The sequence below is a fragment of the Prosthecomicrobium sp. N25 genome, assembly GCF_037203705.1.
GTDB lineage: Bacteria > Pseudomonadota > Alphaproteobacteria > Rhizobiales > Ancalomicrobiaceae > Prosthecodimorpha.
In genome coordinates, this window is record NZ_JBBCAT010000002.1 from 1 (window position 1) to 18,443 (window position 18,443).

General features: G+C 68.3%; 16 protein-coding genes, 1 tRNA gene and 4 pseudogenes. 13 read left to right on the forward strand and 8 right to left on the reverse strand.

What is annotated here, in order from left to right:
* Positions 1–615, forward strand: a 615-nt coding sequence (tnpC, locus tag WBG79_RS14740; RefSeq protein ID WP_337357956.1) for an IS66 family transposase, incomplete at its 5' end; no start/stop codon positions are given.
* Between the two features lie 42 nt (positions 616–657).
* Here the strand turns inward: tnpC and WBG79_RS14745 are convergent.
* Both WBG79_RS14745 and WBG79_RS14750 read right to left on the reverse strand, forming a co-directional pair.
* Positions 658–1,009, reverse strand: a pseudogene (locus WBG79_RS14745) (IS3 family transposase); the annotation flags it as partial.
* Positions 1,003–1,632 (reverse strand): annotated as a pseudogene (locus WBG79_RS14750) (transposase); the annotation flags it as partial. The pseudogenes WBG79_RS14750 and WBG79_RS14745, both read right to left, overlap by 7 nt.
* Positions 1,633–1,951: 319 nt before the next feature.
* Here WBG79_RS14750 and WBG79_RS14755 point away from each other — a divergent pair.
* Positions 1,952–2,989, forward strand: coding sequence for a hypothetical protein (locus WBG79_RS14755; protein WP_337357957.1), 1,038 nt, complete (start codon positions 1,952–1,954; stop codon positions 2,987–2,989).
* A 145-nt stretch (positions 2,990–3,134) separates the two neighbouring features.
* Here WBG79_RS14755 and WBG79_RS14760 read toward each other — a convergent pair.
* A pseudogene (locus WBG79_RS14760) lies at positions 3,135–3,468 on the reverse strand (IS630 family transposase); the annotation flags it as partial.
* A gap of 177 nt (positions 3,469–3,645) precedes the next feature.
* Here WBG79_RS14760 and WBG79_RS27620 point away from each other — a divergent pair.
* Together WBG79_RS27620 and WBG79_RS27625 are read left to right on the forward strand one after the other, a co-directional pair.
* A pseudogene (locus WBG79_RS27620) lies at positions 3,646–3,855 on the forward strand (helix-turn-helix domain-containing protein); the annotation flags it as partial.
* Positions 3,798–4,121: a helix-turn-helix domain-containing protein gene (locus tag WBG79_RS27625; protein ID WP_443147484.1), complete on the forward strand. Its 324-nt coding sequence runs from the start codon at positions 3,798–3,800 to the stop codon at positions 4,119–4,121. The pseudogene WBG79_RS27620 and the gene WBG79_RS27625, both read left to right, overlap by 58 nt.
* A 449-nt stretch (positions 4,122–4,570) precedes the next feature.
* On the opposite strand, the gene WBG79_RS14770 is transcribed toward WBG79_RS27625, so the two are convergent.
* A tRNA-Ser gene (locus WBG79_RS14770) sits at positions 4,571–4,660 on the reverse strand.
* A 276-nt stretch (positions 4,661–4,936) separates the two neighbouring features.
* Between WBG79_RS14770 and WBG79_RS14775 the strand changes: the two genes are divergently transcribed.
* Positions 4,937–5,926, forward strand: coding sequence for a hypothetical protein (locus tag WBG79_RS14775; RefSeq protein ID WP_337357959.1), 990 nt, complete (start codon positions 4,937–4,939; stop codon positions 5,924–5,926).
* A 33-nt stretch (positions 5,927–5,959) separates the two neighbouring features.
* Here WBG79_RS14775 and WBG79_RS14780 read toward each other — a convergent pair whose 3' ends face one another.
* The 4 genes from WBG79_RS14780 to paaG all read right to left on the reverse strand — a co-directional run bounded on the left by WBG79_RS14780 (position 5,960) and on the right by paaG (position 9,294).
* Complete coding sequence (locus tag WBG79_RS14780; RefSeq protein WP_337357960.1) at positions 5,960–6,562, reverse strand: TetR/AcrR family transcriptional regulator; 603 nt, start codon at positions 6,560–6,562, stop codon at positions 5,960–5,962.
* A 58-nt stretch (positions 6,563–6,620) separates the two neighbouring features.
* A complete protein-coding gene (gene paaK / locus WBG79_RS14785; RefSeq protein WP_337357961.1) occupies positions 6,621–7,937 on the reverse strand; it encodes a phenylacetate--CoA ligase PaaK in 1,317 nt (438 codons plus the stop codon).
* Between the two features lie 77 nt (positions 7,938–8,014).
* Positions 8,015–8,476: a hydroxyphenylacetyl-CoA thioesterase PaaI gene (paaI, locus tag WBG79_RS14790; protein ID WP_337357962.1), complete on the reverse strand. Its 462-nt coding sequence runs from the start codon at positions 8,474–8,476 to the stop codon at positions 8,015–8,017.
* Between the two features lie 2 nt (positions 8,477–8,478).
* On the reverse strand, positions 8,479–9,294 hold the full coding sequence (paaG, locus tag WBG79_RS14795; protein WP_337357963.1) for a 2-(1,2-epoxy-1,2-dihydrophenyl)acetyl-CoA isomerase PaaG: 816 nt from the start codon (positions 9,292–9,294) through the stop codon (positions 8,479–8,481).
* 171 nt (positions 9,295–9,465) lie between these two features.
* Here paaG and paaN point away from each other — a divergent pair, with 171 nt between their 5' ends.
* The 8 genes from paaN (at position 9,466) to WBG79_RS14835 (ending at position 18,290) form a co-directional block, all read left to right on the forward strand.
* The gene (gene paaN, locus WBG79_RS14800) at positions 9,466–11,127 is read left to right on the forward strand and encodes a phenylacetic acid degradation protein PaaN (protein ID WP_337357964.1); all 1,662 of its coding nucleotides are present in this window, start codon (positions 9,466–9,468) and stop codon (positions 11,125–11,127) included.
* 132 nt (positions 11,128–11,259) lie between these two features.
* The gene (locus WBG79_RS14805) at positions 11,260–12,384 is read left to right on the forward strand and encodes an ABC transporter substrate-binding protein (RefSeq protein WP_337358771.1); all 1,125 of its coding nucleotides are present in this window, start codon (positions 11,260–11,262) and stop codon (positions 12,382–12,384) included.
* Between the two features lie 139 nt (positions 12,385–12,523).
* Positions 12,524–13,396, forward strand: a complete 873-nt coding sequence (locus WBG79_RS14810) for a branched-chain amino acid ABC transporter permease (protein ID WP_337357965.1) — start codon at positions 12,524–12,526, stop codon at positions 13,394–13,396.
* Between the two features lie 2 nt (positions 13,397–13,398).
* The gene (locus WBG79_RS14815; protein WP_337357966.1) at positions 13,399–14,340 is read left to right on the forward strand and encodes a branched-chain amino acid ABC transporter permease; all 942 of its coding nucleotides are present in this window, start codon (positions 13,399–13,401) and stop codon (positions 14,338–14,340) included.
* Positions 14,337–15,122 carry an ABC transporter ATP-binding protein gene (locus tag WBG79_RS14820; protein ID WP_337357967.1) on the forward strand — a complete coding sequence of 262 codons (786 nt, stop codon included), beginning with the start codon at positions 14,337–14,339 and terminating at the stop codon, positions 15,120–15,122. Before WBG79_RS14815 ends, WBG79_RS14820 begins: the two co-directional genes overlap by 4 nt.
* Positions 15,115–15,831 (forward strand): ABC transporter ATP-binding protein, encoded by a 717-nt coding sequence (locus tag WBG79_RS14825; protein WP_337357968.1) that lies wholly within the window; start codon positions 15,115–15,117, stop codon positions 15,829–15,831. The genes WBG79_RS14820 and WBG79_RS14825 overlap by 8 nt, the downstream gene beginning before the upstream one ends.
* A gap of 308 nt (positions 15,832–16,139) precedes the next feature.
* Positions 16,140–16,358: a cold-shock protein gene (locus WBG79_RS14830; protein ID WP_337357969.1), complete on the forward strand. Its 219-nt coding sequence runs from the start codon at positions 16,140–16,142 to the stop codon at positions 16,356–16,358.
* 360 nt (positions 16,359–16,718) lie between these two features.
* The gene (locus WBG79_RS14835) at positions 16,719–18,290 is read left to right on the forward strand and encodes a DEAD/DEAH box helicase (protein ID WP_337357970.1); all 1,572 of its coding nucleotides are present in this window, start codon (positions 16,719–16,721) and stop codon (positions 18,288–18,290) included.
* The last annotated feature ends 153 nt before the right edge of the window (positions 18,291–18,443 follow it).

The window sequence follows — 18,443 nt, forward strand, 5'->3', positions numbered from 1 at the left end:
CGGCTCTACGATCCAAATCGGAAGCCCGGTCCGATCCTCGAAGTGGGGTGTTGGGCCCATGCCCGGCGCAAGTTCTTTGAACTAGCCGACCTCCGACGAGCCCCGATGGCCGCTGCGACCGTAAATGCGATCGACGCCGTCTTCGAGATCGAGGGCGAGATCAACGGCCGGCCGCCCGACGAACGCCTCGCCATCCGACGAGAGCGCAGTCGTCCCCTGGTCATCGACTTGGAGACCCGGCTGCGCGCCGACCGAGCCCAGCTCTCGCCGAAGAACGATACCGCCCGGGCCATCGACTACATGCTGAAGCGCTGGCCGGCCTTCACGCGCTTCCTCGACGACGGACGCCTCTGCCTGTCGAACAACGCCGCCGAACGGGCGGTCCGCGGCATCGCGATCGGCCGCAAGAACTGGACGTTCGCCGGCTCCGATGCCGGCGGTCGCCGCGCCGCCGCCATGTACACCCTGATCGAAACCGCCAAGCTCAACGACATCGACCCAAGAGCGTGGCTCGCCGACGTCCTCGCCCGGTTGCCCGGACATCCCGCACGGGCGATCAACGACCTGCTGCCCTGGAACTGGAAGGCCGCAGCTCAGCAGAAGAATGCTGCCTGAGCGACACTCGCGCGAGCGCATATCCCGCGGGCTTCACCGGATGCTTACCCACCAGCCGACGATCCGCCTGGCGAAGACGTCGATGACGAAGGCCACGTAGATTATGCCTGCCCAGGTGCTGACGTAGGTGAAGTCGGAAACCCAGAGCTTGTTGGGCGCCGGGGCATTGAACTGGCGGTTGACCAGATCGAACGGGCAATCTGCCGCGGCGTGGTCCTCCTAATCGCCTTGCCGCGCACCACGCCTTCGAGACCGAGACGCGCCATCAGCCGGGCTATCCGGTCGCGGCCGACCTGCCTTCGCGGTTGAGCTGGAGCCAGACCTTCCGTGTGCCGTAGACGCCGAAGTTCTTGGCATGCACTCGGACGATCTCCGTCCACAGCCGCTTTGGCCGGGCCCGCGGCGGGAGAGCCTGGCATCGGGATCGGTCGTCGAGGCATGCGTCTGGTTGGAACGCCTCTCATCGCGGAAGTCGACCTCCGCGCTTCGGCCGCCAGGCGCCGGCGAATCGCCCGATCCCCCGGGGTTTCATGGGGCTTGAAGCTCTTCATCGACGCCCAGGCTTCGATCAGCTTGCCGTCCACGCTGAAGTGGTCGCCGGACAGAAGTCGCTTCACGCGCGGCTGGGCGAGCAGCGCCGACAAGAAGCGCGCGGCGACGTCGCCTTCCCAGCAGGCGGTCCCGGCTCTTGGAGAAGGTCGAGTGGTCCCAGACGGGATCGTCGACGCCGAGCCCGACGAACCAGCGGAACAGGAGGTCGAAGTCCAGCCCCTCCATCAACTGGCGCTCAGAGCGGATCGAGTAGAAGGCCTGCACGAGCATAGCCCGGAGCAGCCGCTCCGGCGAGATCGAGGGACGCCCCGTCCCCGAGTAGAGCGACGAGAAATCAGCCTGCAACCCCGCAAGCGCCTCGTTCGCCAAGAGCCGGATCGCCCGAAGCGGATGATCGGGCCGCACGCGCGCATCGAGGTCCACGTAGCTGAACAGCGCTCCCGTCTGCTCGTCCGATCCCCGCACCGCAGTCCCTCCCGCGCCGACAGACGAGTGAATCACGGCGAGGTCGGGTGAGCGAGTGACTTCTTCAACAAGCTGCGCGACGTCGGAACATGGCAGAGTTCAACGCTGATCGCGGCCATAGCATTTTGCACACCGACTGGCGAGGTAGAGCAGATGTCGTTCAGCGAACTTGCACTAGTTTACGCAGCCAACCGGTACAATAGAATGCGGAGCCGGGGAAGCAGCCGAGAGCCGAGTGGGGTAGACCCGAATTAAGCCCTCGTTGTAAACGACGATCGCGTGATCTTCCTTAAATCCACAGTTCGGGGGAGTGTAGGAAATGAGAGATGAACACAGTCTGGAGCGGTGGAATAGCTACAGTGAAGCACATGACGCAGTACTGAACGTCCTACGCGAACTCTTGAGCGGGTTTCAAGCTCGCCTTAAAGGCGGCTTCAATTATAGGTTCGTCAGCCAAGCTCAAGCGGCACCTTTCGAGCGCGCGCATTACCATTGGGTCAAATCAGGTGGGATCGGTGCACCACCCGCTTTCGATGTGAGTCATTTTCGGGCCGCGGTTTACAACCAAGCCGCAGCCGCCAGACAGCTTGAGGCTTTTGTGCATGCTCAGTGCGTCATTGCTTGTGAACTCTGCCAAGCAGGCATTCGAGGATTTGAGGCTGAAGAAGTTGCGGTTCCATATAGTATGTTGCGTAGTCTGGTAGAGCGTACGGCTCATGTCGCGTGGCTCGCAGACGCATTGAAGCCGCTTGCGAAAGCAACGCTAGCATCGGATGGGTCCAGCACGCCGCTTATAGAAAGTGCGAACACCATCAGCAAGGCATTATATGGAACGAAAATGGATTGGAACAAACTTCGTGACGTCAATCTACGCAGTGCCAGCAAAGATGAGATTGCGTACATTAGAACTGAACTAACCATGGACGTCTCGGCGCGCAATGTTCTTAGTTCGATCGATAAATTAAATAAGCAAGCTCCAGGAATACGAATTGCATACGAAATTCTGTGTGAATTTCTTCACCCAAACGTCGGAGATCTCTATTCCGCTACGCGTAAAGCGCATGATTTCAAGGATGCTTATGGAACTAGACATTTAGTACGTGAAATAAGCCTAGGTCCAAAGGACATTTCAGGCGCACCTGATCTTTCGCGAATTTTGGTAAAAACTCTTGAGATTTGCTGTGATGCGTTGAGAGTGTATCCGCTAGCCCTCACTGATCTGTTCGTAACATGCGATGCGGCAGACAAGCTTGCGAAAAAGTTCGCGCACCGCGTCAGAAAATACAATCGAGGTTGTTTCAAGAAGAACGATCTATGTCCTTGTCTCTCTGGTCTTCGGATTCGCGACTGTCGGTGAGTGGGGGTAACCTTGGAATCCGGCGGCTGCACCTGCGAGAATGGCAAGCCGTACCGCTGGACGGAGGTGTTGTACCAAGGGCCGTTGTTATTGAACGATGTGAGCCCAGTGGCGCATTCCGATCGATGTGATCACCCGATGTGATCACCTCTGGTAGGGCAGATAGCTTGAGCAGGATTAGTGTCATGTTCTTCGGAACCCTGAGTTTGTCGGCCCTGTGCCAGCCAGCGCGATCGAGGAGCAGAACGGCTTGGGCGCCCCGGCGATGGTGCGGCCGAGGCCGATCTTGTCGAGATGGGCCTGCATCGCTTCGGTGTCGGCGAAGGGAATGGCGAGTGCCGCCCCGACACCGCGTGCCGGGCAGATGGCGCCAAACAGGCTATCGGCCGGCTGGCCAGGTCGGGTTCCGCGCTTGGCCTAGTGGCCAACGACCCCGTTCTTTTCTTTCCGATCCGAGCCTCGACCTGGAACCAGAACTCATACCAACCTCATGAACTCGTGACTCTGGGGTTTCCCAAATCGGCGCGAAGCAGATTCCCTCGCCCTGTTGGAGGGCGCGGGCATGCGAGGCGGATTGCCGATCTGGACGGACATCAAGATCGAGACGTTGCGTCGTCACGCTCGACTGGCGGTTGTGTCGTGTTGCAGCTCGGCTATTGGCGATCGCGAACGCTCTCTCGGGGATGAGCCGGAAGGCGTCTGCCGAGGCGGCCGGGATGGACCGGCAGATGCTGCGGGACTGGGTGATCCGGTTCAACGCGGAGGGGATCGCCGGCCTCGCGGACCGGCACCGCTCCGGGCGCCCGCCCTGGCTGGACGAAGGCGAGCAAGCGGTCCTGAAGGCAATGATCCTGCGCGGGCCGGACCGGGAAGGGACGGTGTCTCGGCTTGGCGGGCGGTCGACATCTGCCGGCTCGTCAGGGAACGCTTCGGCGTCGAGTACTCCGAGAACGGCATGCTGAGGCTCATGAGGGTTCTCGGCCTTTCTCGCCAGAAGACCCGACCGAAGCATCCCCAGGGTGACGCGGCTGAAGTGCTCCCCGTTTCGACCGGACACGGGCTTCAGCCGGAGGACCTAGGCGCAGTCCTAGGCTTACGCCTATGTCCGAGACCTTTTCGAAGGTGGAAGTGATTACCGGAGTTGCCCGTCGTCCGCGCTTCACGACCGAGCAGAAGCTCGCCATTGTGTCCGAGACGATGCAGCCCAGGGCTCACTTCTGTCGGCCATAAATAATCGGGGCGTCGACCCGGTTACGCCTCCGGTGAGGTCCGATTTGCCCAGGGCGTCTGAGTGCTGCGTTACCTAAGCAGTCACCTAGAAAACCCGATGAACTAATCTGGGCGATCTGAGGTTCACTAAGTGTCTGATTTGGCTCGGAAAAATGGCACGCCCGAAAGGATTCGAACCTCTGACCCCCAGATTCGTAGTCCGTGCTCATACGACGGGTTCACGATTGCCCAGCCGGAGACAGGTCCTGGCGCTGGGCAATCTGACCATCGGGCTTTTGTGGGCTGCATTGTAGTTAGCGGGATCAAGCGCGGCCAAAAAAGAAGCCGCGACGGACACTTACATACCTATCATGGCGGAGAGAGAGGGATTCGAACCCTCGATACGGTTTCCCGTATACACGCGTTCCAGGCGTGCGCCTTCAACCACTCGGCCACCTCTCCGGGACCCTGACGGGCGGCGCTCTTGTAGGGGATGTCGGGACGGGGTGCAAGGGCGAGCGTGGAGGCGGCTGGGCGGGGCGCCGGGCCGGGCTCGCGGGGGCGGGGGATGGCGGGCCGGGTGACGCGCCCAGGCGTGTGCCGAACTCTAATTCCAGTCGACAGCGCGACGAATCCGGTCCAAGACAGCGGCGGCCGGGATGCCCCGGCGGCGGACCGGGACGACGCTGCGCGACCCGGGTTCCGGCGGGACGGCGCAGCGGCTGAAGCGGACGGCGAATGACCAAGATCGTGCATGTCGGCCTGCCCAAGTGCGCCTCGACGAGCCTGCAGGTGCTCTTCGCCGAGGCCAAGGGGACGACCTATCTCGGCAAGGGCGCCAGGCCGACCCCGATCGAGCAGTTCATCGCCGACTTCAAGCTCAAGGTCCTCCGCATCCCGACGCTGCGCGGCAGCAACTACATCACCAAGGCGGTGCGCGACGTCTTCCGCGAAACCTTGCCCTCGGAGGTCGAGATCACCGAGAGCATGGTGCTCGAGTGCCGCCGGGCGGTCGACGAGGGTATCGGCATCTTCAAGGGCGACACGCGGCACGTGCTGATTTCCGACGAGGTCCTGTCCGGCGCCGGCTTCATCTACTTCAACAAGCCGCGCCGCCCACTGGAGGGGATCATCGAGGGGATCGGCAAGATCTTCGGGTCCGAGGCGCTCGTGGTCGTGGTCATGCGCAGCCAGATCAGCTTCCTGGTCTCCTACTGGAAGCACCTGGTGCGCACCGGATACCCCTTCACCTTCGGCTACTTCCTTTCCCAGCAGTCGAGCGACCCGGTCCAGGCCGACAGCTGGTGCTCGGTGACGCGCAGCCTCTTCTACGACCGCATCCGCCGGAAGGCCGAGGAGGCGGGGGTGCGGGTCGCCTTCGTGCCCTTCGAGGACGTCGTCAAGGAGGGCCGCATCCTGCGCGAGGTGTTCGCCCGCGAGGGCGTCACGCTGGCGCCCGGGCTGCCGCACCGGCGGCAGAGCAACACGGACGAGAGCCACATCCGCAAGCTGAAGCGCAACCGAACGGAGCGGCGCGCCCGCGGGCTGATGTTCGATCCGGCGCTCTTCGAGCGGGACGAGGCGGTCTACCAGAAGGTCCTCTCGTCCGGCGTGCTGCTCGACGAGACGCCGCACCAGGAGCGGCTGATCGAGGCGTTCCGGCCGGAGAACCGCGCCATGGCGGAGGCGACCGGCTACGACCTCAAGGCCTGGAAATACCCGGTCTGAGCCGGTCGACGGCGCGGGCCGGGCCCGGGTCCGTCAGACCGCGTCCGGCAGGCCCCTGGCGCCCTCGGTGGCGAGGCGGACGGCAATGCGGGCATAGTCCTGACGGCTGATCGGGCCCCCGGGCCGGAACCACAGGTAGTGCCAGTTCAGCATGCCGAAGAGGCTCATGGTGACGGGCTTCAGGAGCGGCGTGCCGGCGAGCGCCGGGACGGCCGCCGCGATCGCGTCGGCGAAGACCGCCACCAGGCGGCGCTCCAGGGCGCGGATCTCGTCCTGCTGCTCGCGCGGCAGCTTCTTCAGCTCGTTGATCTGGATCTTGTGCTCGGCGTCGGCGTCCCGGTAGGCCTCGAGCAGGGCCACGGCGAGGCGCTCCAGCCGCTCGCGGGGCGGCAGGTCGCGGCCGTTGGCGGTCTCGACGGCCTCGACCAGTTCCTCCAGGTGCTGGCGGATGATGTCGTGGAGCAGCACGTCCTTGGAGACGTAGTAGTGGTAGACGAGCGCCTTGGAGACCCCGCAGGCCTTGGCGACCTCGGCCATCGAGGAGCGGTCGTAGCCGGCATCGGCGAAGAGCCGCGCGGCGGCGCGCAGCAGCGCGCTGCGCTTGTCGTCGTGATCGACCGCCTTCGGTCTCGCCATCGTCCCAAGGATCCCGATTCGCGTTGTGCGGCCTGAAGCTAGCCGATTCGGCCCGGCCTCACGCCTCCTTCGGCCGGCGGTCGACGACACGCCGCGCCTTGCCGGCGGACCGCTCGACGGTGCCCGGCGTGCCGACCAGAACCTTGGCGCTGACGCCGATGATGCTCTTGACGTGGTGGCGGAGCTCGGCGGCGCTCGCGGCGCGCTCGGCCTCCTCGGCGTGGTCGGGCAGCGCCTCGCAGTGGATCGTCATCTCGTCCATGCGGCCCTCGCGGGTGAGCTCGACATAGTAGTGCGCCGACAGGCCCGCGCACTTCAGGATCTGCTCCTCGATCTGGGTCGGGAAGACGTTGACGCCGCGGACGATCATCATGTCGTCCGACCGCCCGGTGATCTTCTCCATCCGCCGCATGGCGCGGGCCGTGCCGGGCAGGAGGGTCGTCAGGTCGCGGGTGCGGTAGCGGATGACCGGCATGGCCTCCTTGGTGAGGGAGGTGAAGACGAGCTCGCCCTTGGCGCCGTCGGGCAGGACCGCGCCGGTCGCCGGGTCGATGATCTCCGGGTAGAAGTGGTCCTCCCAGATGTGCAGGCCGTCCTTCGTCTCCACGCATTCGTTGGCGACGCCCGGGCCCATGACCTCGGACAGGCCGTAGATGTCGACGGCGTGCATGTCGAAGGCGTTCTCGATCTCCTGCCGCATGGCGTTGGTCCAGGGCTCGGCGCCGAAGATGCCGACCTTGAGGGACGAGGCGCGGGCGTCCAGGCCCTTGGCGCGGTACTCGTCGAGGATCGCCAGCATGTAGCTCGGCGTCACCATGATGATGTCGGGCTCGAAGTCCTGGATCAGCTGGACCTGGCGCTCGGTCATGCCGCCCGAGACGGGGATGACGGTGCAGCCGAGCTTCTCGGCGCCGTAGTGGGCGCCGAGGCCGCCGGTGAAGAGGCCGTAGCCGTAGGCGACATGGATCTTCATGCCCGGCCGCCCGCCGGAGGCCCGGATCGAGCGGGCGACGACCGAGGCCCAGGTGTCGATGTCGCGGGCCGTGTAGCCGACGACGGTCGGCTTGCCGGTCGTGCCCGAGGAGGCGTGGACGCGGACGACCTGTTCGCGCGGCACGGCGAACATGCCGAAGGGATAGTTCTCCCGCAGGTCCGCCTTGGTGGTGAAGGGGAACCGGGCGAGGTCCTCGAGGCGCCGGAAGTCGTCCGGATGGACGCCGTGGGCGTCGAACTTGCGCCGGTAGTGGGGCACGTTCTCGTAGGCGTGCCGGAGCGTCCAGGCCATGCGCTCGGTCTGCAGGGCCGCGATCTCGTCGCGCGAGGCGACCTCGATCGGGTCCAGGATGCTGCGGCTCGGGACGATGTCCGCGTACATGGTGTCTCCTCCTCCTCCGGGCGCCTCTCGCGGGCGCCGCTCTTCGTGGCGGCCGGCCGGCTCCGGGGCGGGCCGCGTCAGCCCTTCTCGCTGGCCTCGACCTGATCCGGCAGGAAGACGCCCTTGATGGTGCGGGACTGGCCGCGGAACTCGGCGAGCACGGTGCCGTCCTGGCGCGAAACGGTGACGTCGTAGATGCCGGAGCGGCCGAAGCGGCGGCGCTCCACGGCACGGGCGGTCAGCCGGTCGCCGAGGCGGCCGGGGGCCAGGTAGGTGATCTGGCAGCCCTGGGCGACCGTGTGCTGGTTGTAGGTGTTGCACGCGAAGGCGAAGGCCGAGTCGGCGAGCGTGAAGATGTAGCCGCCGTGGCAGATGCCGTGGCCGTTCACCATGGCGTCGGTCACCGTCATGGTGAGCACCGAGCGGCCCGGGCCGACCTCGTCGAGCGCCATGGCGAGGCCGCGCGAGGCGCTGTCGTCGGCCCACATGATCTCCGCGCAGGCGCGCGCGAGGGCGTCGGGGGAGAGCTTGTCGGCCATCCTCAGCTCCGTCCGGTGAACTTCGGCGCCCGTTTCTCCAGGAAGGCGGCGACGCCCTCCCGATAGTCGGCGGAGCGGCCAAGGGCGGCCTGGTTGTCGCGCTCCCAGTCGAGCTGCAGGTCCAGGGTGGCGGTCTCGGCGTGGTCGAGACCCTCCCGGAGGGTCACCAGGGCGCCCGTCGGCATGCCGGCGAGCCGGGCCGCCAGGGCCTCGGCCTCGGCGGCGAGGGCAGCGTCGTCAACGGCGCGCCAGATCATGCCCCAGGCCTCGGCGGTCTCGGCCGGCACGGGCTCGGCGAGGGCCGCGAGCGCGTAGGCCCGGGCCCGGCCGACGAGGCGGGGCAGCGTCCAGGTGCCGCCGGAGTCCGGCACGAGGCCGATCTTCGAGAAGGCCTGGATGAACTTCGCGGAGCGCGCCGCCAGGACCACGTCGCAGGCGAGCGCGACGTTGGCGCCGGCGCCGGCGGCGACGCCGTTGACGGCGGCGATCACCGGGACCGGCATGGCGCGCAGGCGGCGGACGAGCGGGTTGTAGTTCCTGTCGAGGGTGGCGGCGAGGTCGGGCCCGGGTCCGGCGGGGTCGAAGACCCGGTCGGACAGGTCCTGGCCGGCCGAGAAGCCGCGGCCGGCGCCGGTCAGGATCACGGCCCGCACCGACGTGTCGGCGGCGGCGGCCTCAAGCGCCTCGCGCAGGGCAGCGTGCAGGGCATCGTTGAAGCTGTTCAGCCGATCGGGCCGGTTCAGGACGATCCGGCGCCAGCCGGGGCCGTCCTCGGTGAGGACGGGGGGCGCGCCCGCGGGGGATGCGGTCTCGCTCATGGACGTCTCCTCGCCGGCTTCTCTCACTTTTCGCTTGACTGACTGGCCGGTCGGTTAATTAATAGCGGCAGGACAGCGGCGCTGTCAACGCAAGGATCGAAATCCGGAACGGCTCCCCGCGCAACAAGGTTTCGCGGGGGTGCCACGAAACCGGATCCCGGGAGGACGACCATGAGCGCCTTTTTCGACGCCCACGCGGGCCTGCTGAAGGCCGCCGTCGAGGCCGCGCGGACGCGCGGCTACTGGAGCGCCTACCCGGAGGTGCCCTCGGGCAAGATCTACGGCGAGAGCGCAAAGGCCGACGGCGAGGCGGCGTTCCGCGACCTCCTCGGCAAGCCCTTCCCGCTCGACCAGCGCGCCGAGGCGCAAGTGGGCGCCGAGAGCTCGCCCTACGGCTTCGCGCTCGGGATCACGTATCCGAGCGTCCCCGCCGCCGCGCTGGTGGTGGCCTCCGAACAGGCCCGGCCGGGCTGGGCGCGGGCGAGCGTGGAGGACCGGGTCGGGGTCGCGCTGGAGATCCTGGCGCGGCTCAACCGGCAGAGCTTCCTCATCGCCAATGCGGTGCAGCACACGTCCGGCCAGGCTTTCATGATGGCCTTCCAGGCGGGCGGGCCGCATGCGCAGGACCGGGGGCTGGAGGCCGTCGCGTATGCGTATGACGAGATGGCCAGGATCCCCGGCGCGGTGACCTGGACGAAGCCGGCCGGCAAGGTGAGCCTCGTCCTCGACAAGTCGTTCCGGATCGTGCCGCGCGGCACCGCGCTCGTCATCGGCTGCGCGACCTTCCCGACCTGGAACAGCTACCCGGGACTGTTCGCCTCGCTGGTCACCGGCAACAGCGTGATCGTGAAGCCGCATCCGGGCGCGATCCTGCCGCTCGCCATCACGGTCCGGATCGCGCGCGAGGTGCTGCGGGAGGCCGGGTTCGACGAGAACGTGGTGCAGCTGGCGCCGGACACCGCCGAGGCGCCGATCACCAAGGACCTGGTGCTGCATCCGCGCGTCGCGATCATCGACTTCACCGGGTCGCCGGCCTTCGGCGAATGGGTCCGCGAGAACGCCCGGGGCAAGCAGGTCTACACCGAGGAGGCCGGGGTCAACTCGATCGTCCTCGACTCGACCGACGACTTCCGCGGGCTGACGGGCAACATCGCCTTCTCGCTCTCCCTCTACACCGGCCAGATGTGCACGGCCCCGCAGAACATCTTCGTGCCGCGGGACGGCATCGAGACCCCGGAGGGGCGGAAGAGCTTCGACGAGGTGGCGGAGGGCCTGAAGACGGCGATCGACCGGCTGCTGGGGGACCCGGAGCGGGCCGCGGCGGTGCTCGGCGCCGTGCAGAGCGAGGCGACCCTCGAACGGGTCGCGGCGGCGGCGACCCGCGGCCGGGTGATCCGGCGGGCCGAGCGGGTGGCGATCCCGGGCTTCGAGGGCGCGCGGGCGATCACGCCGCTCCTGGTCGCCGTAGAGGCGGCGGACGAGCCGGTCTACACCGTCGAATGCTTCGGACCGATCGCCTACCTGGTGGCGACGGAGTCCACCGAGGATTCGATCCGGCGCGCCGCCGAAACCGCCAGGGCCAAGGGCGCCATCACGGCGAGCCTCTACACGACCCGGGACGCGGTCGCGGCCGCGGCCGAGGACGCCTTCGCGGCGGCCGGGGTGGCGCTCTCGATCAATCTCACGGGCCAGGTCTTCGTGAACCAGTCGGCGGCCTTCTCGGACTACCATGTGTCGGGGGGCAACCCGGCCGGCAACGCCAGCCTGACCGACACGGCCTTCGTGGCGAACCGCTTCCGCGTCGCCACGGTGCGGCGGCAGGCGGCGGCCTGACCGCGAGACCTCGAGCGGCCCGGCGGGGAGGCCGGGCTTCAAGCGGATCCGGGCCTCGAGACCGCCCGGGACCGACGGACGACCCAAGGGAGGAACAAGAAGATGAGCATCGCCTCGAAATCCCTGAGCCTGATGGGCGCGGCCGCGCTCGCCGCGACGCTGGCGGGCCCTTCCGGCGCGCAGGAGACCATCAAGATCGGTTCCGTCGTCAGCGCCACCGGGCCGGCTTCGTTCCTCGGCGATCCGGCCGACCGGACGCTGAAGCTCTACGTCGAGCGCCTCAACGCGGCGGGCGGGATCAACGGCAAGAAGCTGCAGCTCGTCACCTACGACGACGGCGGCGACGCCAACAAGGCGAAGACCTTCGCGCAGCGCCTCGTCGAGGAGGACAAGGTGGTCGCCATGGTGGGCGGCTCCACGACGGGCACGACGCTCGCCATGATGCCGGTCTTCGAGGACGCCGAGGTGCCCTTCATCTCGCTCGGCGGCGCGATCGAGATCATCGAGCCGGTCCGCAAGTTCACCTTCAAGACGCCGCACACCGACAAGATGGCCTGCGAGAAGATCTTCGACGACGCCAAGAAGCGCGGCACGACGAAGATCGGGATGATCTCCGGCACGGGCGGCTTCGGGGCCTCCATGCGCAAGCAGTGCCAGGGCGTGGCGTCGAAGTTCGGGGTCGAGATCGTCGCGGACGAGACCTACGGCCCGAAGGATACGGACGTCACCCCGCAGCTCACCAAGATCAAGAACACCGCCGGCGTGCAGGCGGTGGTCAACGCGGACTTTGGCCAGGGGCCGGCGATCGTCACCCGCAACTACCGCCAGCTCGGGATCACCCTGCCCTTCTACCAGAGCCACGGCGTCGCCTCGAAGCAGTTCATCGACCTTGCCGGGGAAGCGGCCAACGGGGTCCGGCTGCCCGCCTCCGCGCTGCTCGTCGCCGACAAGCTGCCGGACAGCGATCCGCAGAAGAAGGTCGTGCTCGACTACAAGACGACATTCGAGGAAACCACCAAGCAGCCCGTCTCGACCTTCGGCGGGCATGCGTATGACGGGCTCATCATGGTGGTCGACGCCCTGAAGCGGACCAACTCGACCGATCCGAAGAAGTTGCGCGACGCCATCGAGCAGACCAAGGGCCTGATGGGCACGGCGGGCGTCATCAACATGACGCCGACTGACCACATGGGGCTGGACCTGACGGCCTTCCGGATGCTCGAGATCAAGAACGGCGACTGGGCCCTGGCGAACTGACGCCCGCGCCTCCCGGGCGCGACGGCCTCCGGGGCGGGCGGCGAAGTGCCGTCCGCCTCCGGCGCGGTCCGCCCGGCGACGCCGGGCCGGCGCATGCCGCCCGGACGCCTCCGAGACCCCTCCTCCTGCCGAGGCCACCATGGCCGAGTTGCTGCAGTTCCTCTTCTCGGGCCTGACGGTCGGCGCGGTCTACGCGCTGGTCGCGCTCGGATTCACGATCATCTACAACGCCTCCGACGTGGTGAACTTCGCGCAAGGGGAGTTCGTCATGCTGGGCGGGATGGGGACCGTGTTCCTGGCCGCGGCCGGGCTGCCGCTGCCGGTGGCGGCGGTCCTGGCGATCGTGATGGCGGTCCTGGTCGGGCTCGGGCTGTTCCTCTTCGCCATCCAGCCGGCGCGCGGGGCCTCGCCGGTGACGCTCATCATCATCACCATCGGGGCCTCGATCGCGCTGCGCGGCGCGGCCCAGATCGTCTTCGACAAGCAGTTCCACCGCCTGCCGTCCTTCTCGGGCGACGCGCCGATCCACGTGCTCGGGGCGACGCTGCTGCCGCAGAGCCTCTGGGTGATCGGCGGCGCGGTCGTCATCGTCATCGCGCTCTGGGGCTTCTTCAGCCGCACGCTGACCGGCAAGGCCGTGCTGGCGACCGCCGCCAACCGGCTCGCCGCGAACCTCGTCGGCATCGACACGCGCTTCGTGGTCGGCCTCTCCTTCGCGGTCTCGGCCGCGATCGGGGCGGTCGCCGGCATCCTGGTGACGCCGATCACCCTGACCTCCTACGAGGTCGGCACCATGCTGGCTCTCAAGGGCTTCGCGGCCGCCATGCTGGGTGGCATGGGCAACCCTGTCGGGGCGGTGACGGGCGGGCTGATGATCGGCCTCATGGAGTCGCTCGGCGCCGGCTATCTCTCGTCGACCTACAAGGACGCGATCGCATTCCTGGTCATCCTCGGCGTCCTGTTCGTCATGCCCGGCGGCCTGTTCGGCGCCAAGTCGGTGGAGCGCGTCTGACCATGCCGCCCCGGCTCCGCCGCCTCCTGCCCGTCCTGATCATCGCCGCCGCGGTGGTCCTGCTGCCGTTCGGGCTCACCTCCGCCTACCAGATCCGTGTCGCCACGCTGGTCTTCACCGGCGGGCTGACCGTCATCGGCCTCAACCTGCTGATGGGCTACGCCGGGCAGGTCAGCCTCGGGCATGCCGGCTTCGGGGGCATCGGGGCCTATGCGGTCGCGATCCTGCCGACCCATTTCGGCGTGCATCCGCTCCTGGCCTTCCTGATCGGCATCACGGCGGCCGGGCTCGTGGCCTACCTAGTCGGCCGGCCGATCCTCAGGCTCAAGGGCCACTATCTCGCGGTCGCGACGCTCGGCATGGGCATCCTGATCGCGATGGTGATCCAGAACGAGGCGGCGTGGACGGGCGGGCCGGACGGCATGCAGGTGCCGCGCATGGAGCTCTTCGGCTGGCGTGTTCGCGGGGCGGAGACCTGGTACTGGATCTGCGGCGCCTTCCTGGTTCTCGGCGCCCTCCTGGCCGTCAACCTGATCGACAGCCCGACCGGGCGGGCGCTTCGGGCGATCCACGATTCGGAGGTCGCGGCGCGCGTTCTGGGCGTGGACGTGGCGCGCGCCAAGCTCGTCGTCTTCACGGTCTCGGCCGTCTACGCGGCGACCGGGGGCGCGCTGCTCGCCTTCGTGAACGCCTTCGTGACGCCGGACATCGCCGGGTTCCTGCACTCGGTCGAACTCGTCACCATGGTGGTGCTCGGCGGCCTGGGGTCGATCGTCGGCTCGGTCGTGGGCGCCGCGATCCTGGTCGTGCTGCCGCAGGTGCTGACCGTCTTCCACGAGTTCGAGCACCTCGCCATCGGGCTCATCATGATCGCGGTCATGATCTTCATGCGGGCGGGCGTCGTGCCGACGCTCGCCGCCCGTTTCGCGGGGAGCCGGGCATGACCGCGATCCTCGAGCTCTCCGACCTGTCGATCGCGTTCGGCGGCCTCAAGGCCCTGTCGAACGTGTCGTTCCGGGTCGACAAGGGGGAGATCTTCTCGGTGATCGGCCCGAACGGCGCGGGCAAGACGACGCTCTTCAACATCGTGTCGGGCGTCTACCGGCCGAACAGCGGCGCGATCCGCCTCAAGGGCGAGACCGTGACGGGGGAGCCACCGCACCGGCTGGCCGCCCGCGGCCTGTCGCGCAGCTTCCAGAACCTGCAGATCTTCGGCCGGATGACGGCGGCCGAGAACGTCATGGTCGGGCGCCACATGCAGGAGAGCCGGAACGTCGTGGCGCATCTGCTCGGCCTGCCCTCGGTGCGGCGCGAGAACCGGGCGAGCGCGGACCGGGCCCGCGACCTGCTCGACCTGATCGGCCTCGGGCCGCAGGCCGAGCTCCCCGCCGGATCGCTGCCCTACGGCGCGGCCAAGCGGCTCGAGATCGCGCGCGCGATGGCGACCGACCCGGCCGTCCTCCTCCTCGACGAACCGGCGGCGGGCTGCAACCCGGTCGAGACGGACGAGATCGAGGCGGTGATCCGCAAGATCGCCGGGCTCGGGGTGACGGTGGTGCTCGTGGAGCACGACATGAAGCTCGTGATGCGCATCTCCGACCGGATCCACGTGCTCAACTACGGCGAGACACTCGCGGAGGGGCGGCCGGCCGACATCCGGTCGAACCCCAAGGTTATCGAGGCCTATCTCGGCCACCACGGCTCCAAGGAGGCGGCCCGTGCCTGAGCGCGCACTCCTGGAGGTCGCGGACCTCGCCTCCGCGTATGGCCGGGTCGAGGCGCTGAAGGGCGTCTCGCTGCGGGTCGGGGCGGGCGAGATCGTCAGCCTGGTCGGCGGCAACGGGGCGGGCAAGACCACGCTGCTGCGGGCCGTCTCGGGCGTGCAGCCGGTCCGGCGCGGCCGAATCCTGTTCGACGGCACGGACATCACCCGGCTCGCCCCGCACGCGCGGGTGCGGCTCGGGATCGCGCAGGTGCCGGAGGGGCGCCAGATCTTCGGCCCGCTGTCGATCGAGGACAACCTGAGGCTCGGAGCCTACCTCAGGGCCGACACGGAGATCGCGGCCGACATGGCCGACGTCTACGCCATGTTTCCGGTCCTCAAGGAGCGGCGCCGCAATCCGGCCGGCGGCCTCTCGGGCGGGCAGCAGCAGATGCTGGCGATCGGCCGGGCCCTGATGAGCCGGCCGAAGCTCCTGCTCCTGGACGAGCCGTCGATGGGGCTGGCGCCGATCCTGGTCGACCAGATCTTCGAGACGGTGGCCTCCCTCAAGGGGCGGGGCATGACCATCTTCCTGGTGGAGCAGAATGCCGCGGCGGCGCTCGCCATCGCGGACCGGGGCTACGTCATCGAGACCGGCCACATCGCCCACGAGGGCGCCGCGCGCGACCTTCTCGCCGACGACCGGGTGCGCGCCGCCTACCTGGGGCTCTGACCGGACCCTAGCCGGCTCGGACCGGTACCGCACCAAACGACGCGCGAAAGCCTTCAGAATTGCGCGCATGACGGTCGGAAACCACCTACCGACAGTAGAATTTCGATAGCTTTCTCGTGTATTCCTTGACTTCTATCCGTTGAAGGAATAAATGAGGAGGGCAATCAGAATTGCGGCCCGGACTTGGCCTTCGACGCTCGACGCGTGACGGACATCAACGCCCCCCGAAAATTCTCGGTTGTTGCGCACCTGCGGGCAGTCTTGTCCTCGGGCGCGTAGACTACATCTATGCTAGAAGGAATGGTCCCATGGCGACCGGAAAAGTGAAGTGGTTCAACGCGCAGAAGGGCTACGGATTCATCCAGCCCGACGACGGCGGAAAGGACGTGTTCGTCCACATCAGTGCCGTCGAGCGCGCCGGCATCTACGAGCTTGCAGAAGGTCAGCCGATCTCCTACGAAGTGCTCGTGGATCGCCGCACCGGTCGGTCCTCGGCCGGCAACCTGGTCGTCAAGCAGTCTGCCTGACGCGGGACACCGCGGAGCGGGCCGCCGGTCGGTCGCCGCTCCCTCCCGCCCTGTCCTGGCGCGCCGCCCTTCCGCGGTGCGCCGAGACGCTCCCGGGCCGCATCCGTCGAGGCGGAGCGTCATCCGGCCGGACCCCGGGTCCGGGCCTGCCGGTTCTCCGGCATCCTCGGCTCCATTCATGTGAAGATCATCATCATCTGTTCATGTGGGTGGTCAATCCGTCGCCTCCGGGCCGACGGTTCCGTGTGCCCGCCCGCCGGCCGATCGGCCGTGGGCTGAGGCCCCCATCCAGGGACGGCAGGACGCCAGCCCGAAACCTCAGGCCCGCCGGACGTGTGGGCCGCAGCGAAAGATACCGTTTTGACGACTTTCAAGGACCTCGGCCTGGCCGAGACGCTCCTCCGGGCCCTCGCCGACGAGGGCTACTCCACCCCCACCCCCATCCAGGTCCAGGCGATCCCGCCCGTGCTCCGCGGCCACGACGTGGTCGGCGCGGCGCAGACCGGCACCGGCAAGACGGCCGCCTTCGGGCTGCCGCTGCTGCAGCGGCTCGCCGCAGAGCCGCGCAAGCCGGCCCCGCGGTCGGTCCGGGTTCTCATCCTGGCCCCGACCCGCGAGCTCGCCTCGCAGATCGAGGAGAGCCTCGTCGCCTATGGCCGCTACTGCAAGCCGACGACCGCCACCGCCTTCGGCGGCGTGCCGATCGGGCGGCAGCGCCGCGCGCTGCAGAACGGCCTCGACATCCTGGTGGCGACGCCGGGACGCCTGCTCGACCTCGTCGATCAGGGCGACCTGAAGCTCGGCACGGTCGAGGTGCTCGTCCTCGACGAGGCCGACCGCATGCTCGACCTCGGCTTCATCCACGCGCTGAAGCGGATCGCGTCCCTGCTGCCGCGCGAGCGGCAGAGCCTGTTCTTCTCGGCGACCATGCCGCCGCCGATCCGCGAGCTGGCGGCCCGCTTCCTGCGGCCCTCGCCGGTCGAGGTGGCGGTGGCGCCGGTCGCCACGGCGGCCGAGACGGTCGACCAGCGGGTCATCATGACCCGGGCCGACCGCAAGCCCGCGCTGCTCGCCCACGTGCTCGGCGAGATCGGGCGCGACCTCGCCATCGTGTTCACGCGGACCAAGCACGGGGCCGACAAGGTCGTGCGCCTGCTCGACCGCGCGGGCATTCCGGCGAACGCGATCCACGGCAACAAGAGCCAGCCGCAGCGGGAGCGCGCCCTGGAGGCGTTCAAGTCCGGCGCGACGCCGATCCTGATCGCGACCGACATCGCGGCGCGCGGCATCGACGTCGACGGCGTCGGGTTGGTGGTCAACTACGACCTGCCGAACATCCCGGAGAGCTACGTGCACCGCATCGGCCGCACGGGACGCGCCGGGGCTAGCGGACGGGCCGTGGCCTTCTGCACCTCCGAGGAAACGGCCTTCCTGGCCGACATCGAGAAGCTGATGCGCCGCAAGGTGCCGCGCATGGACGAGCCGGACGGCATCGTGTACGCGGCCCCGGCGATCCATGCGGCGGCCGGCGCTGCCCCGTCGCCGCGGTCCGGCTCCGGCCGACAGCCTGAGCGGAGCGGACGGGGCGACCGTGCCCCGGCATCCCGCGGCGAGAACCGCGGCGAGCGACGGCCGGCCCAGACGGCCGCGCCGGAGCGCGGCGAGGCGGCGGGTCGCGGCCGGCCCGCGAAATCCGGCCAGGCACCCTCGACGGCGGCCTCCCCGGCTCCGCGCGGCGGCCAGGCCCCCCGGGGCGACGAGCGCCGGCCCGCCCGGGAGGACCGTCCCGTGCGATTCGCCGAACGGACGGGCCGCGAGGATCGCGGCGGCCGGGCGGAGACGCGTGGCGGCTCGAGCTTCGGCAGCCTCGTTCGCGAGATCTCGGGCAGCCGGCCCGCCGGCGCCCGGCAGGACCGCGGCGCCCGCCGCTGATCCGGACGGGCCCCGTCCACGGGGCGGGTCCTTCCCATCGACACAACTCATGGTGCCCGGGCCAGCCCCGGGCATCATCATGTTCGGGGGGTCTCAGTGCCCGTCGCGGGGGCACTTCGGCGTGCGGAGCGACACCGGGTGATCGGCGGTCCT